The 19,432-nt window shown below is 70.7% G+C and carries 20 protein-coding genes, 1 tRNA gene, 1 pseudogene and 1 riboswitch; of the genes and pseudogenes, 13 read left to right on the forward strand and 9 right to left on the reverse strand.

Annotated features, from left to right (window positions below):
- Positions 1-118 precede the first annotated feature (118 nt).
- Positions 119-1,405, reverse strand: a complete 1,287-nt coding sequence (locus ACFY2B_RS25260) for a PTS transporter subunit EIIC (protein WP_390765349.1) — start codon at positions 1,403-1,405, stop codon at positions 119-121.
- 185 nt (positions 1,406-1,590) lie between these two features.
- Between ACFY2B_RS25260 and ACFY2B_RS25265 the strand changes: the two genes are divergently transcribed.
- From ACFY2B_RS25265 to rdgB, 4 genes are all read left to right on the forward strand, one after another.
- Entirely contained in the window at positions 1,591-1,824 is a 234-nt protein-coding gene (locus tag ACFY2B_RS25265) for a glucose PTS transporter subunit EIIB (protein WP_376523848.1), read from the forward strand.
- Positions 1,825-2,218: 394 nt separating this feature from the next.
- Complete coding sequence (gene rph / locus ACFY2B_RS25270; protein WP_390765350.1) at positions 2,219-2,956, forward strand: ribonuclease PH; 738 nt, start codon at positions 2,219-2,221, stop codon at positions 2,954-2,956.
- Positions 2,957-3,081: 125 nt separating this feature from the next.
- On the forward strand, positions 3,082-3,489 hold the full coding sequence (locus ACFY2B_RS25275) for a hypothetical protein (RefSeq protein WP_390765351.1): 408 nt from the start codon (positions 3,082-3,084) through the stop codon (positions 3,487-3,489).
- Between the two features lie 32 nt (positions 3,490-3,521).
- Entirely contained in the window at positions 3,522-4,124 is a 603-nt protein-coding gene (rdgB, locus tag ACFY2B_RS25280) for an RdgB/HAM1 family non-canonical purine NTP pyrophosphatase (protein WP_390765352.1), read from the forward strand.
- Positions 4,125-4,179: 55 nt separating this feature from the next.
- Here rdgB and ACFY2B_RS25285 read toward each other — a convergent pair.
- From ACFY2B_RS25285 to bcp, 4 genes are all read right to left on the reverse strand, one after another.
- Positions 4,180-4,252, reverse strand: a tRNA-Leu gene (locus tag ACFY2B_RS25285).
- A gap of 25 nt (positions 4,253-4,277) precedes the next feature.
- A complete protein-coding gene (locus ACFY2B_RS25290; protein WP_390765353.1) occupies positions 4,278-4,808 on the reverse strand; it encodes an HNH endonuclease in 531 nt (176 codons plus the stop codon).
- Positions 4,805-5,455: an HNH endonuclease signature motif containing protein gene (locus ACFY2B_RS25295; RefSeq protein WP_390765429.1), complete on the reverse strand. Its 651-nt coding sequence runs from the start codon at positions 5,453-5,455 to the stop codon at positions 4,805-4,807. Before ACFY2B_RS25295 ends, ACFY2B_RS25290 begins: the two co-directional genes overlap by 4 nt.
- A 139-nt stretch (positions 5,456-5,594) precedes the next feature.
- Positions 5,595-6,062 (reverse strand): thioredoxin-dependent thiol peroxidase, encoded by a 468-nt coding sequence (gene bcp / locus ACFY2B_RS25300; RefSeq protein ID WP_376523856.1) that lies wholly within the window; start codon positions 6,060-6,062, stop codon positions 5,595-5,597.
- Positions 6,063-6,154: 92 nt separating this feature from the next.
- On the opposite strand from bcp, the gene ACFY2B_RS25305 reads away from it, so the two are divergent.
- The 3 genes from ACFY2B_RS25305 to ACFY2B_RS25315 all read left to right on the forward strand — a co-directional run bounded on the left by ACFY2B_RS25305 (position 6,155) and on the right by ACFY2B_RS25315 (position 7,388).
- A complete protein-coding gene (locus ACFY2B_RS25305; protein ID WP_390765354.1) occupies positions 6,155-6,484 on the forward strand; it encodes a DUF3618 domain-containing protein in 330 nt (109 codons plus the stop codon).
- Between the two features lie 44 nt (positions 6,485-6,528).
- Positions 6,529-6,891: a GroES family chaperonin gene (locus ACFY2B_RS25310; protein WP_376523860.1), complete on the forward strand. Its 363-nt coding sequence runs from the start codon at positions 6,529-6,531 to the stop codon at positions 6,889-6,891.
- A 77-nt stretch (positions 6,892-6,968) separates the two neighbouring features.
- A riboswitch (guanidine-III (ykkC-III) riboswitch) is annotated at positions 6,969-7,030 on the forward strand.
- A 37-nt stretch (positions 7,031-7,067) separates the two neighbouring features.
- Entirely contained in the window at positions 7,068-7,388 is a 321-nt protein-coding gene (locus ACFY2B_RS25315) for a DMT family transporter (protein WP_389008278.1), read from the forward strand.
- 27 nt (positions 7,389-7,415) lie between these two features.
- On the opposite strand, the gene ACFY2B_RS25320 is transcribed toward ACFY2B_RS25315, so the two are convergent.
- Positions 7,416-9,878: a transglycosylase domain-containing protein gene (locus ACFY2B_RS25320; protein ID WP_390765355.1), complete on the reverse strand. Its 2,463-nt coding sequence runs from the start codon at positions 9,876-9,878 to the stop codon at positions 7,416-7,418.
- Positions 9,879-10,081: 203 nt separating this feature from the next.
- Between ACFY2B_RS25320 and ACFY2B_RS25325 the strand changes: the two genes are divergently transcribed.
- The 4 genes from ACFY2B_RS25325 (at position 10,082) to ACFY2B_RS25340 (ending at position 13,842) form a co-directional block, all read left to right on the forward strand.
- A complete protein-coding gene (locus ACFY2B_RS25325) occupies positions 10,082-10,882 on the forward strand; it encodes an ABC transporter permease (protein WP_390765356.1) in 801 nt (266 codons plus the stop codon).
- A gap of 49 nt (positions 10,883-10,931) precedes the next feature.
- Positions 10,932-11,696: an ABC transporter permease gene (locus ACFY2B_RS25330; protein WP_390765430.1), complete on the forward strand. Its 765-nt coding sequence runs from the start codon at positions 10,932-10,934 to the stop codon at positions 11,694-11,696.
- Positions 11,697-11,969: 273 nt separating this feature from the next.
- Positions 11,970-12,956 (forward strand): ATP-binding cassette domain-containing protein, encoded by a 987-nt coding sequence (locus tag ACFY2B_RS25335; RefSeq protein ID WP_390765431.1) that lies wholly within the window; start codon positions 11,970-11,972, stop codon positions 12,954-12,956.
- Positions 12,957-13,065: 109 nt separating this feature from the next.
- Positions 13,066-13,842, forward strand: a complete 777-nt coding sequence (locus ACFY2B_RS25340) for a DUF1707 domain-containing protein (RefSeq protein ID WP_390765357.1) — start codon at positions 13,066-13,068, stop codon at positions 13,840-13,842.
- A gap of 143 nt (positions 13,843-13,985) precedes the next feature.
- On the opposite strand, the gene ACFY2B_RS25345 is transcribed toward ACFY2B_RS25340, so the two are convergent.
- Entirely contained in the window at positions 13,986-15,323 is a 1,338-nt protein-coding gene (locus ACFY2B_RS25345; RefSeq protein ID WP_390765358.1) for an SGNH/GDSL hydrolase family protein, read from the reverse strand.
- A 750-nt stretch (positions 15,324-16,073) separates the two neighbouring features.
- Between ACFY2B_RS25345 and ACFY2B_RS25350 the strand changes: the two genes are divergently transcribed.
- The gene (locus ACFY2B_RS25350; RefSeq protein ID WP_390765432.1) at positions 16,074-17,336 is read left to right on the forward strand and encodes a DUF445 domain-containing protein; all 1,263 of its coding nucleotides are present in this window, start codon (positions 16,074-16,076) and stop codon (positions 17,334-17,336) included.
- A 258-nt stretch (positions 17,337-17,594) separates the two neighbouring features.
- Here the strand turns inward: ACFY2B_RS25350 and ACFY2B_RS25355 are convergent.
- Together ACFY2B_RS25355 and ACFY2B_RS25360 are read right to left on the reverse strand one after the other, a co-directional pair.
- Positions 17,595-17,687: pseudogene (locus ACFY2B_RS25355) on the reverse strand (Ku protein); the annotation flags it as partial.
- Between the two features lie 285 nt (positions 17,688-17,972).
- A complete protein-coding gene (locus tag ACFY2B_RS25360; RefSeq protein ID WP_390765359.1) occupies positions 17,973-18,341 on the reverse strand; it encodes a hypothetical protein in 369 nt (122 codons plus the stop codon).
- A 3-nt stretch (positions 18,342-18,344) separates the two neighbouring features.
- Between ACFY2B_RS25360 and ACFY2B_RS25365 the strand changes: the two genes are divergently transcribed.
- Positions 18,345-19,127, forward strand: coding sequence for a helix-turn-helix domain-containing protein (locus ACFY2B_RS25365; RefSeq protein WP_390765360.1), 783 nt, complete (start codon positions 18,345-18,347; stop codon positions 19,125-19,127).
- Positions 19,128-19,432 lie beyond the last annotated feature (305 nt).

Raw genomic sequence — 19,432 nt, forward strand, 5'->3', positions numbered from 1 at the left:
TGTAACACGGTGGAGGGCACCCACGGAACTGAGAATTCCATAGCATGGTGCCGGGTTTGGGTCACACTTTGGTGACGTTGTCGAAGGCCCGCCGGCAAGCCCGCCGACACCGCACCGATCACGCCTCGGAGACGTCCTCGACCTCCTCCGCCGGCTCCCGACCCGGCGTCCGCAGACCGAACCGGGCGATCGCGAAACGGAACACCACGTAATAGACGACGGCGCAACACAGACCGATCGGCACGATCAGCCACGGCCTCGTCGCCAGACCCCAGTTGATGACGTAGTCGATCAGACCCGCCGAGAAACTGAAACCGTCGTGCACCCCCAGCCCCCACGTCACCGCCATCGACACCCCCGTCAGCACCGCGTGCACCGCGTACAACAACGGCGCGACGAACATGAACGAGTACTCGATCGGCTCGGTGATGCCCGTCACGAACGACGTGAGCCCCACCGACAGCATCAGACCACCCACCTCCGCACGGCGGTCCGGCCGCGCGCTGTGCGTGATCGCCAGCGCCGCCGCGGGCAACGCGAACATCATGATCGGAAAGAAACCCGACGTGAACAGACCCGCCTGCGGATCACCCGCCAGGAACATGTTGATGTCACCGTGCACCACCGTGCCGTCCGGCTCCTTATAACTGCCGAACTGGAACCAGATGGGCACGTTCAGGAACTGATGCAGACCCACCACCAGCAACGCCCGGTTCGCCACCCCGAAGACCCCCGCACCCCACGCCCCAAGCCCCCGCATCCACCCGCTGAAACCCTCCAGCGCGGCACCCACCGGCGGCCAGACCCACAGACACAACGCCGCGAACACGATCGCCACGAACGCCATGACGATCGGCACCAGCCGACGCCCGTTGAAGAAACCCAGCCAGTCCACCAGACGCGTGCGATGGAACCGCGCCCAGAAGAACGCCGCCAGCAGCCCCACCACGATGCCCCCGAACACCCCCGGATTCTGATACGTGAAGGCCGTCACCGTCCCGTCCCGCGCCTGACAGCCGACCGCCACCGCCCGCGCACCCGCCGCACAGCCCTGCGGGAACTGCCGCAGCACGTTGTAGTAGACGAGGAAACCCACCACCGCCGCCAACGCCGTCGAACCGTCCGCCTTCCGCGCCATCCCGATCGCCACACCGACACAGAACAACAACGGCAACCCCAGCGACCCGTCGAGCAGCGCACCCCCCGCCCCCGCCATCACCTTCGAGACGACCGTCCAGCCCAGCCCCCGCGCCCCGAACACATCAGGCTGGCCGAGCCTGTTGAGGATGCCCGCCGCCGGCAGCACCGCGATGGGAAGCTGAAGACTGCGCCCCATCTTCTGCAACCCCTGGAACAGACTGCTCCAGCGCGCGCGGGCGGGAGAGACCGTGCTGTCCGCGCTCATGCCGTCCCTCCGGGCCCCTCGGCTCACAAGCGGGCTTGGCGACCGTCTCCCGGGTGGTGTAGACCAGTTTCGGACGGTTCCGCTGCCGTGAACGCCATCCTTCGATACGTACGACAAGGACGCTCGCGAAGCTGGGCCAACTGTGGGTTACTGCGACAAAGCGGTTCAGACCAGGGAGAGGGAACATGGCCAGCAAGGCAGAGAAGATCGTCGCCGGACTCGGCGGCATCGACAACATCGAGGAGATCGAGGGCTGCATCACCCGCCTGCGCACCGAGGTCACCGACCCCTCCAAGGTCGACGAAGCCGCACTGAAAGCCGCCGGCGCCCACGGCGTCGTCAAGATGGGCACCGCCATCCAGGTCGTCATCGGCACGGACGCCGACCCGATCGCCTCGGAGATCGAAGACATGATGTGAGCCTCACGGCCCACCCGTAGGGGGCCCCGCCGCCAGCGGCCGGGCCCCTCACGCATGCCGGGCGCCTCCGGCACGGGGCACGCGGTGGGCGGGTGGGGTCCGGCGAGATGCGGGGGTACGGGGTGCGGGAGCCGGTCGCACAGTTCCCCGCGTCCCCACGAGGCCTCGAAGCGTGAGCAACTCGAAGCGAGAGTAAAGGGACCGGGGTCCCGGCTCGCGGCAGGACCTCCCGCGTCCCGGCGCACGACCTCCCGCGTCCCGGACCTCTCACGTCCCGGCGCAGGACCTCCCACGCCCCTGCACCGGCCGCCGCCTCCGGCCCCGGAGACGGGCCCGCCCCCGACGCCCCCCGCCCGGCCGGGAGCCCACCCGCCCAGGCACTAGGCTCCACTCCATGTCTCGAATCGACGGCCGCACCCCAGAACAACTCCGCCCGGTCACCATCGAACGCGGCTGGAGCAAGCACGCCGAAGGCTCCGTCCTCGTCTCCTTCGGCGACACCAAGGTCTTCTGCACCGCATCCGTCACCGAAGGCGTCCCCCGCTGGCGCAAGGGCAGCGGCGAAGGCTGGGTCACCGCCGAGTACGCCATGCTGCCCCGCGCCACCAACACCCGCGGCGACCGCGAATCCGTCAAGGGCAAGATCGGCGGCCGCACCCACGAGATCTCCCGGCTCATCGGCCGGTCCCTGCGCGCCGTCATCGACTACAAAGCCCTCGGCGAGAACACCATCGTCCTCGACTGCGACGTCCTCCAGGCCGACGGCGGCACCCGCACCGCCGCCATCACCGGCGCCTACGTCGCCCTCGCCGACGCCGTCACCTGGGCCCAGGGCAAGAAACTGATCCGCCCCGGCCGCCGCCCACTCACCGGCACCGTCAGCGCCGTCTCCGTCGGCATCGTCGGCGGCATCCCGCTCCTCGACCTCTGCTACGAGGAAGACGTCCGCGCCGAGACGGACATGAACGTCGTCTGCACCGGCGACGGCCGCTTCGTCGAGGTCCAGGGCACCGCCGAAGCCGAACCCTTCGCCCGCGACGAACTCAACGCCCTCCTCGACCTCGCGGTCACCGGCTGCACCGACCTCGCGGCCCTCCAGCACAAGGCGCTCGACGCCACCCTCGAAAAGTAAAGAGCACGCCAAACAGAAGCCTCCCGCGGGGCAACCCCGCCGGCCTCCCCGGCGTCCCCATGGGTACGGGCGCACGACACAGGGGTGTGCGCCCGGCCAGCCTGAACCGGGGGAGGAACCCAGCCATGGCCGCGAGCCGACGCCGCCGTCGAGCCCGTATCACCGCCGTCGCCGCCGTGACAGCCGGCGTCGCACTCACCACCGGCCTCGCCACCGGATGCGACAGCGTCAACAAGGCCCTCGACTGCGTCCGCACCGCCGACTCCATCGCCGACAGCGTCACCCGACTCCAGCAGGCGGTGGAGAACGCGGCCACCGACCCCACCCAGGCCGCCGAATCCCTCGACGCCATCCAGAAGAACCTCGACAAGATCGGCGACACCACCGACAACGCCGACGTCAACAAAGCGGTCGACGACCTCGGCACAGCCGTCGACACCATCCGCACGGCGATCAAGAACGGCGACACCACCCCCGACGTCGGACCGGTCACCGACGCGGCGGGCGAACTGACCAAGGTCTGCACCCCGTAAACCACCGGCCGCGGCAAGGGATACTGGCCCGCATGACCCGCTTGATCCTCGCCACCCGCAACGCCGGAAAGATCACCGAACTGCGCTCGATCCTCGCCGACGCGGGCCTGACCCACGAACTCGTCGGCGCGGACGCCTACCCCGACGTCCCCGACGTCAAGGAGACAGGCGTCACCTTCGCCGAGAACGCACTCCTGAAGGCACACGCCCTCGCCCAGGCCACCGGCCTGCCCGCCGTCGCCGACGACTCCGGCCTGTGCGTCGACGTCCTGAACGGCGCCCCCGGCATCTTCTCCGCCCGCTGGGCCGGACGGCACGGCGACGACAAGGCCAACCTGGACCTGCTGCTCGCCCAGCTCTCCGACATCGCCGACGAACACCGCGGCGCGCACTTCGCCTGCGCGGCGGCCCTGGCCCTGCCCGACGGCCGCGAGGCGGTGGTCGAGGGCCAACTGCGGGGCACCCTCCGCCACGCCCCCGCGGGCACCAACGGCTTCGGCTACGACCCGATCCTCCAGCCGGACGACGCCACCCGCACCTGCGCCGAACTCACCCCGGCCGAGAAGAACGCCATCAGCCACCGGGGGAAGGCGTTCCGGGCGTTGGTGCCGGTGGTGCGGGAGTTGTTGGGCTGATCTCGCCAAGGAGCCCCATGCCTACGAATCGAAGGCATGGGGCTCCTTTTGCCTGTGCGCCCGGTCGGATTCGAACCGACAAACACGACCACCTAAAGATCGCCGCTCGGCCGTTGGCGTACGGGCGCCGGGGCCGACGCCTACTTTACTGGGCTACACCTTCCGTCGTCCGCCCCCTCTGCACCAGGTGCTGGTGATCGCGTGACAGTTCGGGCATAGCAGCCGCAGGTTCTCGCGCCGATTGTCCTTCCAGTCGCCGTTCACGTGGTCGATCTCCAGTGTCATGGGGCGCCCGAGCCACTCCGGACCGACGCCGCACTCGGCGCACTCCTGCGGTACGCCGATTTCGAGGAGCGCACGACGCAGCAGGTGGGTTCTCGTCCGGCGCGCGCGGTCGTGCTGGACCAGAATCTCTTCGGGGCGCTTGAGGGGGACCACGCCGGGCTTCCCTCGTTGATGCGCTTGGCCCAGGAAGTGTGCGGTCGTGAGTTGTTCTTCGGCGATCCGTTGGCGCAGCAGTTCGCGTTGCCTGGTGCTGTCCGGACGCCCCAATCGGCGAAGTGCTTCTGCGATGGAGATCGACTCGGAGACCGCTGCACACAGTTCGTCACGTGTTGGCAGGGTTTGCCCGCTGGAGCGGTTGAAGGGCGAGATGTTGATCCCGAAGTGGGCGCTGCTGTTCATGAAGCGCAGCCTTTGGTGCGACCCTTGCCGCGCCCCCGGTAATTGTCCGTTGCCGAGTGGCAGTTGGGGCACAGGAACCGGAGATTTCCGATGCGGTTGTCGCGCCAATTACCGTTGATGTGATCAACCTCCAGCGGCAGCGGACATCCTCGCCACACCGCCGTGCCGCAGAGAGCGCACCGCTCCGGAACCCCCAGGGCCGTCAATGCCCACTTGAGCCGGTCGCTCGGAACGCGTCTGGCGTTGCCGACCGGCTGCTCGACGAGCAGTGCCTCTGGCGTTCGAGCGCGCCAGGGCTTCCCCCGCTGCGTCGGCATCTGAAAGTGCGAGGTGTCGATGCCGTACGCCTTGATCCGGCGGCTGATGTGGGTGTGGTGGCCGCCGACGACCTCCAGCCCGAGGTGGCGCAGTACCTCGCACATGTTGGTCGATGCCGCGACAGCCTGCTCAAGCACCTCCCGCGTCCACTTCACGCCCTCCCGCTCGAAGTGGGAGACATCCACCCCAAGCTTCTTCATCCGTCCAAGGACGTACCGCCTCGTCGAACTTTTCGGGTCCACCCCCAACCTCTCCAACGCCTCCGACAATGTCTGAGCCCCCCGAGCAGCCTCCTCCAGTCGCTCCTTGCTGTATGCGCTGACACCCATCAATTCCCCTCCGTTCTCGGCCACGCGTTCATGGCCCGTACGGAGTAACGAACCGCTTATCGGACAGTCACGCCCGAAAAGCAAAGCGGCCCGCACGGGTGCACCCCGGTGCTGGCCGCTTAGTGATACGAGCGTGTCTTCAGATGCCCAGATCCTTGATGATCTTGGCGACGTGGCCGGTGGCCTTGACGTTGTACAGGGCGCGTTCCACCTTGCCCTGCTCGTCGACGATCACCGTGGAGCGGATGACGCCGACCACCGTCTTGCCGTAGAGCTTCTTCTCGCCGAAGGCGCCGTACTCCTCCAGGACCCGCTTGTCGGGGTCGGCGAGGAGGGTGACCTTCAGGGACTCCTTCTCGCGGAACTTCGCCAGTTTCTCCGGCTTGTCGGGGGAGACGCCGATCACGTCGTACCCCGCGCCGGCCAGCACGTCCAGGTTGTCGGTGAAGTCGCACGCCTGCTTGGTGCAGCCGGGGGTGAGGGCCGCCGGGTAGAAGTACACGATGACCTTGCGGCCCTTGTGGTCCGACAAGGACACCTCGTTGCCGTCGGCGTCGGGGAGGGTGAAGGCGGGGGCCACGTCCCCGGGCTGGAGTCGCTCGCTCATCGGTCTAGCGTAACGGGGGGTCCTGACAGTGCGGCGGCGCGGGAAGCTGACAGACTGTCCGAAACAGCACCAGAGAACTCGGAGGCCGTACGGTGGCGGACACGTCGGACACCAGAACCCCGGCGCAGATCGAGGCGGACATCAGACGCCGCCGTGAAGTGCTGGCCGAGACGCTCGACGAGATCGGGGTGCGGGTGCATCCGAAGACCGTCGTCGGGGATGCCAAGGCCAAGGTCGTCGCCAACGTCGACCACACCCTGGGACGGGCTTATGTGCAGGTCAACCGGGTGATCAGCGATGTCAGGGCGCAGTTCGTCGACGAGGAGGGGGCGCCGCGGATGGAGCGCATCGTGCCCGTCGCGCTGCTCGCCGTCGGGGTGGTGGGGCTGGTCGCCCTCGGGTCCCGGCGCCGCAAGGGCTGACCCGGACTCCTCCGGGTACGGCGAAGGCAGGTAGGTTCGAAGGCGTGAGCGCCAAAAGTAACGAGCACAGCAGCAGCTCCCAGCACGACAAGCTGCCCATCCGGATGCTGCACGACCGGGTCCTCGTGCGGCAGGACACCAGCGAGGGCGAACGGCGTTCGGGCGGCGGCATCCTGATTCCCGCCACCGCGGCCGTGGGCCGTCGGCTGGCCTGGGCCGAGGTCGTCGCGGTCGGGCAGAACGTCCGGACCGTGGAGCCGGGCGACCGGGTCCTGTACGACCCGGAGGACCGGGCCGAGGTCGAGGTGCGGGGTGTCGCGTATGTGCTGATGCGCGAGCGCGATCTGCACGCGGTGGCCGCGGACCGGTTCGAGGGCTCGGAGGACTCCACCGGCCTGTATCTGTAGCAAGCTCCGGGAAGTCTGTGATTCGACGGCCGGAGGGGCCGGTGACCTTCGTCACCGGCCCCTCCGGCCGTTGTTTTGCTAGCTTTGAAGGAGCCCGACGAGACGCGCCGTACCGGGACGCAGGCAAAGACGACGCACCCCCGTCAGTCAGTGCGTATGTCCCGGAGGTGCCCGTCATGGCCTGGGTTCTGCTCGTCGTCGCCGGTCTGCTCGAAGTGGGCTGGTCGATCGGTATGAAGTACACCGACGGTTTCACCCGGCCGGTGCCCAGTGTGTTCACCGGGGCCGGCATCGTCGCCAGCATGGTGCTGCTCTCGTACGCCGCGAAGACCCTGCCCATCGGTACCGCCTACGGCGTGTGGGTGGGCATCGGGGCGGCCGGGGCGGCGGTGCTCGGCATGGTGGTGCTGGGGGAGCCCGTCACCGCCGCCCGGATCTTCTTCGTCTGTCTGCTGCTGGTCGCCGTGGTGGGTCTGAAGGCGACCTCCGGTCACTGACCGGGTGCCCGGAGGGCCCGGCGCCGGTCACTGCCTCCTGGTGAACTCGGACATCGGCCCCACCGTGCCGGTCGTGCCGGTGCCGCCCGGGTCGCCGGGGGCGCCGCCGGACGCGGTGCCGCCGTCGGCCGTGCCGCCGGGGGCGCCGCCGCCCGATCCGGCGCCGTCCGAGCCGCCGGTGCTGCCCGTGCCGCCGGTGCCGGTTCCGGCGTCGGTGCCGCCGCCGGTCGTGGTGCCGCCGGTGCCGGTTCCGGCGTCGGTGCCGCCGGTGCCGGTGCCGCCGCCGGTCGTGCCGGTGCCGCCGGTGTCCTGGCCGGAGGTGGTCTGGCCCTGCGTCTGGCCGTGGTCGCCCTGGCCGCCGGTGCCGGTGGTGCCGGGCGTTCCGGTGGTGCCGGTGGCGTTGCCGACGCTCGGGTCGCCGGTGCCGGGCTGGGACGAGGAGGGCGCGCTGGGCGGCAGGGTGCGGTCGGCGCCCGGTTCCAGCCGGAGGTGGAAGTCGGCGGCCTGTTCGCCCTGGAGGGCGTCGCGGGTGTACTGGGCCCAGATCTCGGCGGACGGGCCGCCGCCGTTGATGCGGGGGAGGCCGAGCGCGCCGTAGAGCGGCATGTGCTTGGCCGTCACCGGGTCCTGGCCCATGACGGCGACGACCGTGGAGAGGTCGGGGGTGAAGCCGGCGAACCAGGCGGCGGTGTCGCTCTCGGCGGTGCCGGTCTTGCCCGCGGCGGGGCGGCCGGCGGCCTTGGCCGCGGTCGCGGTGCCGTTGTCGACGACGCTCCGCAGGATCGACGTGGTGGTGTCGGCGGCCTCGCGGCTGACGGCCTGCTTGGTCTGTTCGTCGGGCAGCTGGACGTTCTCGGTGCCGTCCTTGGTGATCTTGGCGACCAGGCTGAAGGCGGGGCGTTCGCCGTGGTTGGCGAGGGTGGCGTACGCCTCGGCCATGTCCAGCACGCTGGCGTTGGCCGTGCCGAGCGCGATGGACGGGTAGGGCTGGAGGTCGGTGGTGTCGGAGGGGATGCCGAGGTCGATCGCGGTCTGCTTGACCTTGGCCGGGCCGACGTCGACGGCCATCTGCGCGTACACCGCGTTGACGGACTTGTCGGTGGCGGTGCGCACGGTGATGTCGCCGTAGGAGACGTTGTCCTCGTTCTCGGGGGCGTAGGTGCCGCCGCTCCAGCCCTGGACGGGCCGTTTGTCGGTGCCGTCGTAGTAGGTGTTCGGGGTGATGGGCTGGCCGTCCTGGGTGGACGAGCCGTTCTCCACCGCCGAGGTGAACACGAACGGCTTGAAGGTGGAGCCGACCTGGAAGTCACCGCGGGTGGCGCCGTTGGTGTACTGCTTGACGTAGTCGATGCCGCCGTACATCGCGACGACCTTGCCGGTCTTCGGGTCGACGGAGGCGCCGCCCGCGCGGACGTAGGTGTCGACCTTGCGGTTCTTCTTGTCCAGCTTGGAGATCAGCTGGTCGTCGACCGCTTTGACGAGGGCGTTCTGCTTGTCCTTCTCCAGGGTGGTGGTGATGCGGTAGCCGCCCGCGGCCAGTTCGTCGGCGCTGACGATGTCGTTCGTGGTGAGGTAGTGCTTGACCGCTTCGACGAGGTAGCCGCGCTGTCCGGACAGTCCGGTGGACGTCGTCTGTTCCTTCGGCATCGGGAACTTCAGGCCGGTCCGGTCCGACTGGCTGAGCCAGCCCTTCTTGACCATGCCGTCCAGGACGTAGTTCCAGCGGTCCACGGCCTTGGTCTTGTTCTCGGGGTGGGCGATGACGTCGTACTCGCTGGGCGCGTTGACGAGCGCGGCGAGGTAGGCGGCGCGGGCCGGGTCGAGGTCCTTCGCGTCCACGCCGTAGTACGCCTGCGCGGCGGCCTGGATGCCGTAGGCGTTGCGGCCGAAGTAGCTGGTGTTGAGGTAGCCCTCCAGGATCTGGTCCTTGGACTCCGTGCGGTCGAGTTTGATCGAGATGAAGAACTCCTTCACCTTGCGGGTGACGGTCTGCTCCTGCGCCAGGTAGTAGTTCTTCACGTACTGCTGGGTGATCGTCGAGCCGGACTGCTTGCCCTTGCCGGTGGCGGTGTTCCAGCCGGCCCGGAGCATCGCCTTCGGGTCGATGGCGGACTCGCTGTAGAAGTCGCGGTCCTCGGCGGCGAGTACGGCGTGCTGGGCGTCCTTGGAGATCTGGGCGAGGGTGGCGTTCTCCCGGTTGACCTCGCCGTCGCGGGCCAGTTGGCTGCCGTCGGCGTAGAGGAAGACGTTGCTCTGCTTGGTGGCGAGGGCGTTCGCCGGGGGGATCTTCACCAGGGAGTAGCCGAGGAAGAACAGGCCGACGAGCAGCAGGACGCCGATGACGGTCGTGCCGAGCACCATGCGCCAGGTCGGCAGGAGGCGGCGCCAGCCGGTGCGTTTGGGCCTCTTGCCCCCCGTGTCGGGTGCCCCCTGCGGTTCTCCCGGTGCCAAGCCGTCGGTCGGCTGCTGCGGCTGCGGCTCGTCGCTCATCTCTTGCACGGACTCCTGTTTCGCGTCGTACGTTCCCGTACGCCCTCGTAACGCCTTCTGCGCCCCCTGTTGAAGACTCTCGCACCCGGCGTTCCGTTCCCGGATTCCGGCGCGCTTCCGCAGGGAAAAATGCGTGGTCCGCCACATCGCCCGCCCACTAGGCTCCTGCGTTCGGTGTCGGGCGGTCCGGGAGGTCGGTGGGAGTGGGCGCGGGACGGTTGTATGCGGCCGTCGCAGCAGGCGGTTTCCGACGATACGCGACGTATCGGGCGGCGACCGCGGCCGGGGTGTTCACCAACACCTGTTTCGGGATCATCCTCGTGTACACCTACCTGGCCCTGTGGGACGAGAGACCGCACCTGGGCGGATACGACCAGACACAGGCCGTGACCTATGTGTGGCTCGGGCAGTGCCTGTACGCGACCCTCGCCATCCAGGGCGGCGGCGTCGAGAGAGACCTGATGGAGCGGATCCGCACGGGCGCGATCGCCATCGACCTGTACCGGCCGGCGGATCTGCAACTGTGGTGGCTGGCAGGCGACTTGGGGCGGTCGCTGTTCCAGTTGCTGGGTCGGGGCGTGATCCCGTTCGTCTTCGGCGCGCTGTTCTTTCCGATGGCGCTGCCGCGCGACGTCACTTCCTGGGCGGCCTTCCTGGTCGCCCTCGTGCTGGCGATGGTCGTCAGCTTCGGCATCCGCTACCTCGCGGCGCTGAGCGTGTTCTGGTTCCTGGACGGCATGGGGGTGTCGCAGGTCCTGATGGTCACGGGGGTCTTCTGCAGCGGGATGACGCTGCCGCTCAATGTCTTCCCGGGCGGGTTCGGCGACGTGGTGCGGGCCCTGCCGTGGGCGGCGCAGTTGCAGATGCCGGCGGACGTGCTGATGGGGGAGGCCGATCCGCTGGGCGCCTACGCGTTCCAGGCGGCGTGGGCGGTGGCACTGCTGGCGGCGGGGCGGCTGATGCAGTCGGCGGCGACGCGGCGGGTGGTGGTGCAGGGTGGGTGAGCACAGCCGTGCCCTGGACGGGCTGCGGGCCTACCGGCTGATCGCCGGGATGTGGATCCGGTCCACGATGGCCTACCGCGCGTCCTTCGCCCTGACGCTGGCCGGCAACCTGGTGGTGACCGGGCTGGACGTCGTCACGATCCTGCTGATGTTCTCGCAGGTCGACACGTTGGGCGGCTGGTCGCTGCCGGAGGTCGCGCTCCTGTACGGGCTGTCCGCGACGGCGTTCGGCGTGGCGGATCTGGTGCTCGGCTCGATGGACGCGCTGGGCGCCCGGATCCGTGACGGTTCCGTCGACACCTTGCTGGTGCGGCCCGCTCCGGTGCTCGCCCAGGTCGGCGCGGACCGCTTCGCGCCGCGTCGGCTGGGCCGGGTCACCCAGGGCGCGCTGGTGCTGGGCTACGCGCTGGCCGCCGTGCACGTCGACTGGACCGTGGGCAAGGTGCTGCTGGTGCCGGTGATGCTGGTCAGCGGTGCGGCCATCTTCTGCGCGGTGTTCGTGGCGGGCGGCGCCTTCCAGTTCCTGGTGCAGGACGCGGCCGAGGTGCAGAACGCGTTCACCTACGGCGGTACCACGCTGTTGCAGTACCCGCCGAGCGTGTTCGGGAAGGACTTCGTGCGCGGGGTGACGTTCATGCTGCCGCTGGCCTTCGTGAACTGGGTGCCGGCGAGCCGGCTGCTGGGCCGGCCCTATCCGCTCGGCCTGCCGGGGTGGACGGCGTTCGCGTCGCCGCTGGTGGCGGCGGTCTGCTGTGTGCTGGCCGGTCTCGCGTGGCGGGCGGGGCTTCGTTCCTACCGGAGTACAGGGAGTTAGCGCGTGACGGACGGCGACTTCACCGGAGGGGACCGGTCCACGGGCCGGGGCCCCTCCGTCGACGGCGGCGGGCAGGGCCTTTCGGGCGAGGGGGGCCTTTCCGCCGGGCGGGGCCTTCCCGCCGACGGCGGCGACCGGGATCCGTCCGCGGACCTCGTCGACCGGGAACTTTCCGCGGACCCCGCGGACCCCGCAGACCCCGCAGACCCCGCAGACCCCGCAGACCCCGTGGACCGGGATCCGTCCGCGGACCTCGTCGACCGGGATCGATCCGTGGCCGCCGTCGACCCTGTCCCCTTCATCGAGCTGGACGGCGTGGAGAAGGTCTTCGACGTCCGCAGGAAGGCCGGTTTCCTGCGGCGGGAGCGGCGTCAGGTGCGGGCGGTCGACTCGATCTCCTTCACGGTGGCGCGCGGCGAGATGGTCGGCTACATCGGCCCGAACGGCGCCGGAAAGTCGACCACGATCAAGATGCTCACGGGCATCCTGACGCCTAGCGGCGGGCGGCTGCGGGTGGCCGGCATCGAACCCGCCCGTGAGCGCAGGCGGCTCGCGCAGCGCATCGGGGTGGTGTTCGGGCAGCGTACGACGCTGTGGTGGGACCTGCCGCTGATCGACTCCTACCGGCTGGTGCACCGGATGTACCGCATCCCCGACCGGCGTTACCGCGAGAACCTCGACCGCTGCGTCGAACTCCTGGAACTGGCCGACCTGTTGGACGTACCGGTGCGCCAGCTCTCGCTCGGCCAGCGGATGCGCGGCGACATCGCGGCGGCGCTGCTGCACGACCCCGAGGTGCTCTACCTCGACGAACCGACGATCGGCCTCGACGTCGTCTCCAAGGCCAAGGTGCGGGAATTCCTGCGCTCGCTCAACGCCGACCGGGGCACGACCGTGCTGCTGACCACGCACGACCTCCAGGACATCGAGCAGTTGTGCTCCCGGGTGATGGTCATCGACCACGGGCGGCTGGTCTACGACGGCCCGCTCACCGGACTGCACGAGGTGGCGGAGGGCGAGCGGACCCTGGTGGTGGACCTGGAGCGGGAGGTCCCGCCGATCGAGGTGCCCGGGGCCCGGGTGACCAAGGTGGAGGGGCCGCGGCAGTGGCTGGCCTTCCCGGCGTCCGCGTCGGCGGCGCCGCTGGTGGCGCGGATCGCCGCGGCCTACCCGCTGGCCGACCTGTCGGTGCGGGAACCGGACATTGAGCAGGTGATCGCCCGGATGTACGCCGGGGAGGCGCAGGGAGCGGTGCCGTAGCCACCGTTTCCGGCCCCGGCCGGCTCGTCGGACCCGGGGCCGCACGGCCGTCTCGTGGGCACGGTCGTCTCGTAGCCCTGGACCCGGGGGAACTCGTAGGCTGCTCGGTATGACCGACGAAGCCCCGGAGCTGCGCGCCTCCGACGCCGATCGTGAGCGGGTCGCCGAGATCCTGCGGGACGCCCTCGCGGAAGGGCGGCTCGACATGGAGGAGTTCGGCGAACGGCTCGACGCCGCCTACAAGGCGCGCACGTACGGGGAGCTGGCCCCGATCACCAAGGACCTGCCCGCGAGCGGCACGGTGGCGCCGCCGCCCGCGGTCTCCATGCGCAAGGAGCCTGCACCGAACGGGAGTTGGACGGGCCGGATCGTCGGTGGCGAGGGCTCCTCGTCCTGGGCGGTCGCCGTGATGTCCGGGTTCCAGCGCAAGGGACGCTGGACCGTGCCGCGCCGCTTCAACAGCTTCGCCTTCTGGGGCGGCGGCGAGATCGATCTGCGGGAGGCGGACTTCGCGGACCGCGAGGTCGTGATCAACTGCATCGCGATCATGGGCGGTATGCAGGTCGTCGTGGGGCCCGGGGTGGAGGTCGTGGTCCGCGGGATCGGCATCATGGGCGGCTTCGACCACCGGGAGGAGGGCGTGCTCGGTGACCCCGGCGGTCCACGGGTGATCGTGACCGGCTTCGCCTTCTGGGGTGGTGTCGGCGTGGAGCGCAAGGTCACCCGCGCGGAGCGGCAGCGGCTGAAGGAGGAGCGCCGGCAGCAGCGGCTGGACCGGCGCGCGGAGCGGCGCGAGCTGTCCGAGGGCGGGCACGGCGGACACGGCGGGTACGGCCACCACTACGACCGGGACGACCGGGAGCGGCGCCGCCACGGCGAGAACTGAGGGCCGGGTTCCGGCGGCTGTGCCCGGCCCGGCCGTCGCTGAGCCCGCCCCGGCGGCTGTGCCCGGCCGTCGCTGAGCCCGCCCCGGCGGCTGTGCCCGCCCCGGCCGTCGCTGTGCCCGCCCCGGCCGCCGTGCCCGGTCGGCTACAGCGCCGCCCGGCCCGCGCCCTTGAGGTCCCGCAGGTCGAAGACCTCGGCCATCGCCCGGTAGCCCCGGTCGTCGGGGTGCAGATGGTCGCCCGAGTCGTACGCGGGGCGGAGCCGGCCCGGATCTGCCGGGTCCCGCAGCGCCGCGTCGAAGTCGACCACCGCGTCGAAGACCCCGCCCGCCCGGATCCGGGCGTTGATCTCCTGGCGGACCAGTTCACGGGCGGGGGTCGACCCCCGGTGGCCGGCGAAGGGCATCAGGGTGGCGCCGACGACCTTGAGGCCGTGGGCGTGGGCGCGGCCGACCAGCGCGCGGAGCCCGTCGACGATCTTGCCGGGGTCGGCGAGCCGCGGGTTGCGGAGGATGTCGTTGACCCCCAGGTCGATGACGACGATCTTGACGTTCGTACGGTCGAGGACGTCCCGTTCGAAGCGGTCGAGCCCGCTCTGGTTGTCGGCGGGCCGGCCGAACCCGTCCGCCAGCACCTGGTTCCCGCTGATGCCCTCGTTGACGACGCTGTAGCGGGGCACGTCGCCGCCGTTCTCGACGGCCTCGCGCAGCCGCCGCCCGAGGAAGTCGGTCCAGCGGTGATCGGCGCTCTCGGTGGCGGTGACCCCGTCGGTGAGCGAGTCGCCGAGGACGACGACCGTGCCGTCGGACTCGTTGCTCAGCACGTCCACGGCCGTCAGATAGCGCCAGACCGAGGTCCGCCCGGTGTAGGGGGCGGCCGTCGGGTCCTCGGTGCGGTCGCCCTGCGCGAGGTAGGAGAGCTGCCGCGCCTGCGGATGGCAGGTGACCGGACCCGACGCGCTGGGCGAGTACGTGGTGACCAGGATGTCCGCGTCGCGTGGGACGGCCAGCCGTACGGCGTCGCTGAGCACCTGGCCGCCCGGCGGGATCACCACACCGGTGCCGTCGCCGAAGGTGAGCTGCCGCATCGTCCCCGCCGCGGCGGTCGCGCTGCCGTCGGCGGCCGCGACCGCGATGGACGCGTGCGTGAGGATCAGCGCCGACCGGCCGTAGAGGTTGGACAGGGTGATGCGGGCGCTGCCGCCGCTCACGCTGGTGTGCACCACGTTGCGCACCGAACGGCCCGCCATGCCCAGTGTCTCCGTACCCGGCTCGGCGCCCGCCGGCGCGGCGGACCAGGTGGCCACCCAGGTGCCCGCGGAGGCGGGGGCGGCGGCCGTGGGGCCGTGGTGGGGACGGTGCGAGGCCACGGCGGCACGGGGCAGGCCGTCGTCCGCGGCGACACCGGCCCAGAGGGCGGCGAACAGCCCCACGACCAGTGCGACGACCGCACTGAGCAGGACGTATCCAGAACGCCTGGTCATGCTTGTGGTGTTCTCCTCGGCGAAGGGAGCCCGGGCTCCGATCCGACGAGCCCATGATGTGTCATGGACCGGGGTGATCTGACAGGGCCCTGTCCAAACCCCCGCGCAGACGGACGACGGGAACTCTTGTTCCGTTCCAGGAGTCGGTCAGGAAGGGACAATGTGTGCGGGATCACCGAACGGGTGGAGCGAATGGACGGCACGGAGGACGGCGCGCAAGAAGGTACCGCGGCGCGCACACCGGACCAAACCGGTACGTCTGAGCAGGCACGCACGGCTGACCGGGCGCGTGTGGCGGAGGACGCGGGGAGGTCCGACCGGGCGCGTGCGGCGGAGGACGCCGGGCGGCCCGACGCGGCGCATGTGGCGGAGGACGCCGGGCGGCCCGACCGAGCGCGAGCGGCGGACCCGGCACTTCCGTCTGCCACGGCTGCCATGTCTGCGCCTGACTCAGCGGCTGCGGCGGGTGTGACGGAGACAGGCACGGGGGCGGCGGAGACGGGCACGGGGGCGGCGGGCGCGGCGGCAGGTACGGCGGAGAGGGGTACCGCGGCGGGTACCGCGGCGGGTACGACGAAGTCGCGGACCGCCGTGGAGATGGGCGCCGTGCCGGGCCGGGCGGAGACGGGGACCGCGCCGGGCGGCGCGGAGACGGGCACCGTGTCGGGCCGGGCCGAGACGGGGACCGCGGCGGGAAGGACGACGGGCAAGGTGGCGCCCGAGTCCGCCGCGTCGCGCACCTACCGCGCCATGACCTCGTTCACCCCGGCCGACGCCGAGCGGCAGCGCGGTGTGCGGCGCATGAAGCTCACGGCGACCAGTCTCCTCCTGCTCGTGGCCGTGGTGTACGTCCTCGCGAGATGGGCGGGGAACTCGGGCGCGGGCCCCTGGGCGGGCTATGTCGCCGCGGCGGCCGAGGCCGGTATGGTCGGCGCGCTCGCCGACTGGTTCGCGGTCACCGCCCTCTTCCGCCATCCCCTGGGCCTGCCCATCCCGCACACCGCGATCATCCCGACCAAGAAGGACCAGCTCGGGGTGTCGCTCGGCGAGTTCGTCGGCGAGAACTTCCTCTCCGGGGACGTCGTACGGCAGCGGCTGCGCAGCGTCGGCATCGGCAGCAGACTCGGCGCCTGGCTGGCCGAGCCCGACCATGCGGACCGGGTGACCGCGGAGCTGGCGACGGCCCTGCGCGGCGCCCTGACCGTACTGCGGGACTCCGATGTCCAGGCGGTGGTCGGCGAGGCCATCACGCGCCGTGCCGACGCCCAGGAGATCGCCCCCGGCATGGGCAAGATGCTGGAGAAGATCGTCGCGGACGGCGGCCACAAGCGGTTCGTGGACCTGATCGTCGGCCGGGCGCACGACTGGCTCGTACTCCACGACGAGCAGGTCATGGACGCCGTCCAGGGCGGTGCCCCCGGCTGGACCCCGCGCTTCGTCGACAAGAAGGTCGGCGAACGGGTCTACAAGGAACTGCTGCGCTTCGTCACCGAGATGCGGGACATGCCCTCCCACCCCGCGCGCGGGGCGCTCGACCGCTTCCTCGGCGACTTCGCCTCCGACCTGCAGTCCGACACGGACACCCGGGCGCGCGTGGAGCGGATGAAGGGGGAGGTGCTGGGCCGCGGCGAGGTCCAGGACCTGATCGCCTCCGCCTGGACGGCCGTACGGTCCATGATCGTCTCGGCGGCCGAGGACGAGCGCAGCGAGCTGCGGCTGCGCGTCCGTGCCTCGCTGCTGTCCCTGGGCGCCCGCATGGCCACCGAGCCGAACATCCAGGAGAAGGTCGACAGCTGGGTCGAGGACGCGGCCGTGCACGTCGTGACGACGTACCGCAAGGAGATCACCTCCCTGATCACCGACACCGTGGCCGGCTGGGACGCCGAGCACACGACCCGCAAGATCGAGGCCCACATCGGCCGCGACCTGCAGTTCATCCGGATCAACGGCACGGTGGTGGGTTCCCTGGCCGGCCTGTTGATCTACACGTTGTCGCGGGCGCTCGGCGGGTAGCCGGGGCGACGGCACGGGCCGGCGGCGCCGGGCGACGGTGGGGAACCCACCCGGGCCGCCCGGTTCACCCGCGCCGCCCGGGTCGTCAATCGACATGCAGGAGGGCTTCCGGAGTGGCCGTTGAAGAGGGCGGGTTGTCAGGTTTCACTCACTGACCACGAACCGTATGCACCCTAGCGTTCCGGAGCGCCGCCATCAGGTCGAGCAGCTGACCCGGCGCCTGCTCGGGCTCGGCCACCTCAGGCAGGGGCCGCTCCTCCTCCGTGCGTACTTCGCGATGGCCACCTTCGACGACCGGCCGAGGGCCTGGACCAGCAGCTTGTACGGTTTCGCTGCGACGGCGCCGTCCGGTTTACCGACCGCAGAAGTGTTCAGAAGGATTCTGACGTGGGGTAATGCGGCGCGTAGACGTCGGTGACGGAGAGGGAAGCCTTGTAGGGGGTCTCCCGTAGCTCTCGCCGAAAAAACGACGCCACGGAGTGATCTTCCTCTTGGCGCCCGATCTGACATGGACGTTCCGAGCGCTGCCTGTTCCACCGGATGCGAACTCGCGACAGTCGGCGAATCTGCCCTGGGCGGAGGGCTATCGCGGTGTCGACCTGCGGCCTTGAGCGCGGGTGGCCTCGGCGGCCAGGCTCAAGCCGTCGTCGCCACAGCGACGGCCCAACCAATGTAGGCGAAGTTGAGAAGCACCTTGACGGTTGCGCTCGCCAACCCGCGAGCACGGCGCGGCCTCTCCGTCACGGCCCGTGCCAGCCCATCGAGATGCGCGACGACGAAGACCAAGATCATTGCCGCGGCGATCCACCCGCCCGCTGCTCGGCTCCGCGGCACGAGGAGGAGAACACTGTCGATGATCAGCGCAACCCCGCCCGCGGCGACGAGCAGTCGTGCGCGGCCCAGCCAGGAAGGGACCAGCCGGCGGACGTAGTCCGGGCGAACGAAGTGCGCGACGCCGTTGACTATCAGGAAGGCTGCCAGGGCGATGGCCGGAATAGAATGCATGCCATGATGGTGCCGCCGACCCAGGCGTGGACGCTTGAACGAATCGATCGCCGCCTCCACTTCGCGTCCGGCCCGGCGGCGACGATGTTCGCCGAGTCCGGCGCCTTTCGGGTACGCCCCCATCGGCACCCAGCGTGGAAGATCGTGCTCGCGCTCGGCGGTGGTGTCGAGGTCGGCTACGACGGCAACCGCACCGTCGCCGCGGCCGGCGTGATCGTGCCGCCGCAGCTGGCCCACACCTGTGCCGTCTCGTCGGCCTACGTCGCCCTCTTCCTGGACCCGTGGGAGCTGGCGCTCGGCACCGACCCGACCCGCCTGAGCGAGACCGCGACCCACCGCGTGCTCGCGGCCCTCGACCGTCCCGGCCCCGATGCCGACCTGGACGCGGCCCGTGCCGAGCTCGCGACTCTCGCCAGAGCGGGCACCTCACTCGATTCCAGGGTCGCCTACGCGGTGCGGGAGATCACCCGTCCTGGGTCCACCGCCACGATCGGCGCGGTCGCCGCCCAGGTCGGGCTCTCCCAGCCGCGGTTGCGCACCCTCGTCCGCGACTGGGTGGGGATCCCGCTCCCGCGGCTACGGCTGTGGGCCATGCTGCGCACCGCCATGACCGAACTGCCGGCCGAGTCCGCGGCCGCCGCGGCCGCTTTCGCGGGCTTCGCCGACCAGCCACACCTCACCCGCACGGCGCGCACCCTCGTCGGCCGCACCCCGTCGGAGATCCTCCGCCCGGCAGCGTCCGGCGGTGTCGTATCAGGGGCGGGGGGCAAGGGCGCGAGCGAGTGAGCCGAAACAGGCCATAGGGCGTCGGGGCCGGCGGGGGCGAGGACGACGCCGGCCGCACCGGCGGCGTGGCGGGCGTTGATTGCTGCGTCGGCCTGGCCGGCCCCGGGTCCGGGCCGGGGTGCCGGCGATGCGCGGGGGATGACGGATACGCCTCAAAGGGGCCATGAGTTGACCTTGAAGCCCTGGCGGGCCGGGCAGGTCGGCCGGGTCGCCCGGGTCCTTCGACGGCGCGTCGGGGCACGGGGACCCGGAAGCGGCGACGGATCGGGACGTGACTCGTTGTCCCGGTGTCGCGGCGTGCCGTC

The organism is Streptomyces sp. NPDC001270, assembly GCF_042896695.1.
In the GTDB taxonomy this organism is placed as follows: domain Bacteria; phylum Actinomycetota; class Actinomycetes; order Streptomycetales; family Streptomycetaceae; genus Streptomyces.

What these genes read in the sequence shown, in the direction of transcription:
- ACFY2B_RS25320 (WP_390765355.1), bottom strand. Translation starts at nt 9,878, where the DNA reads ATGAGCGACGAGCCGCAGCCGCAGCAGCCGACCGACGGCTTGGCACCG.
- ACFY2B_RS25360 (WP_390765359.1), bottom strand. Translation starts at nt 18,341, where the DNA reads ATGCATTCTATTCCGGCCATCGCCCTGGCAGCCTTCCTGATAGTCAAC.
- ACFY2B_RS25315 (WP_389008278.1), top strand. Translation starts at nt 7,068, where the DNA reads ATGGCCTGGGTTCTGCTCGTCGTCGCCGGTCTGCTCGAAGTGGGCTGG.
- rdgB (WP_390765352.1), top strand. Translation starts at nt 3,522, where the DNA reads ATGACCCGCTTGATCCTCGCCACCCGCAACGCCGGAAAGATCACCGAA.
- ACFY2B_RS25350 (WP_390765432.1), top strand. Translation starts at nt 16,074, where the DNA reads ATGACCTCGTTCACCCCGGCCGACGCCGAGCGGCAGCGCGGTGTGCGG.
- ACFY2B_RS25275 (WP_390765351.1), top strand. Translation starts at nt 3,082, where the DNA reads ATGGCCGCGAGCCGACGCCGCCGTCGAGCCCGTATCACCGCCGTCGCC.
- ACFY2B_RS25340 (WP_390765357.1), top strand. Translation starts at nt 13,066, where the DNA reads ATGACCGACGAAGCCCCGGAGCTGCGCGCCTCCGACGCCGATCGTGAG.
- ACFY2B_RS25330 (WP_390765430.1), top strand. Translation starts at nt 10,932, where the DNA reads ATGTGGATCCGGTCCACGATGGCCTACCGCGCGTCCTTCGCCCTGACG.
- ACFY2B_RS25345 (WP_390765358.1), bottom strand. Translation starts at nt 15,323, where the DNA reads ATGACCAGGCGTTCTGGATACGTCCTGCTCAGTGCGGTCGTCGCACTG.
- bcp (WP_376523856.1), bottom strand. Translation starts at nt 6,062, where the DNA reads ATGAGCGAGCGACTCCAGCCCGGGGACGTGGCCCCCGCCTTCACCCTC.
- ACFY2B_RS25290 (WP_390765353.1), bottom strand. Translation starts at nt 4,808, where the DNA reads ATGAACAGCAGCGCCCACTTCGGGATCAACATCTCGCCCTTCAACCGC.
- ACFY2B_RS25295 (WP_390765429.1), bottom strand. Translation starts at nt 5,455, where the DNA reads ATGGGTGTCAGCGCATACAGCAAGGAGCGACTGGAGGAGGCTGCTCGG.
- ACFY2B_RS25265 (WP_376523848.1), top strand. Translation starts at nt 1,591, where the DNA reads ATGGCCAGCAAGGCAGAGAAGATCGTCGCCGGACTCGGCGGCATCGAC.
- ACFY2B_RS25260 (WP_390765349.1), bottom strand. Translation starts at nt 1,405, where the DNA reads ATGAGCGCGGACAGCACGGTCTCTCCCGCCCGCGCGCGCTGGAGCAGT.
- rph (WP_390765350.1), top strand. Translation starts at nt 2,219, where the DNA reads ATGTCTCGAATCGACGGCCGCACCCCAGAACAACTCCGCCCGGTCACC.
- ACFY2B_RS25365 (WP_390765360.1), top strand. Translation starts at nt 18,345, where the DNA reads ATGATGGTGCCGCCGACCCAGGCGTGGACGCTTGAACGAATCGATCGC.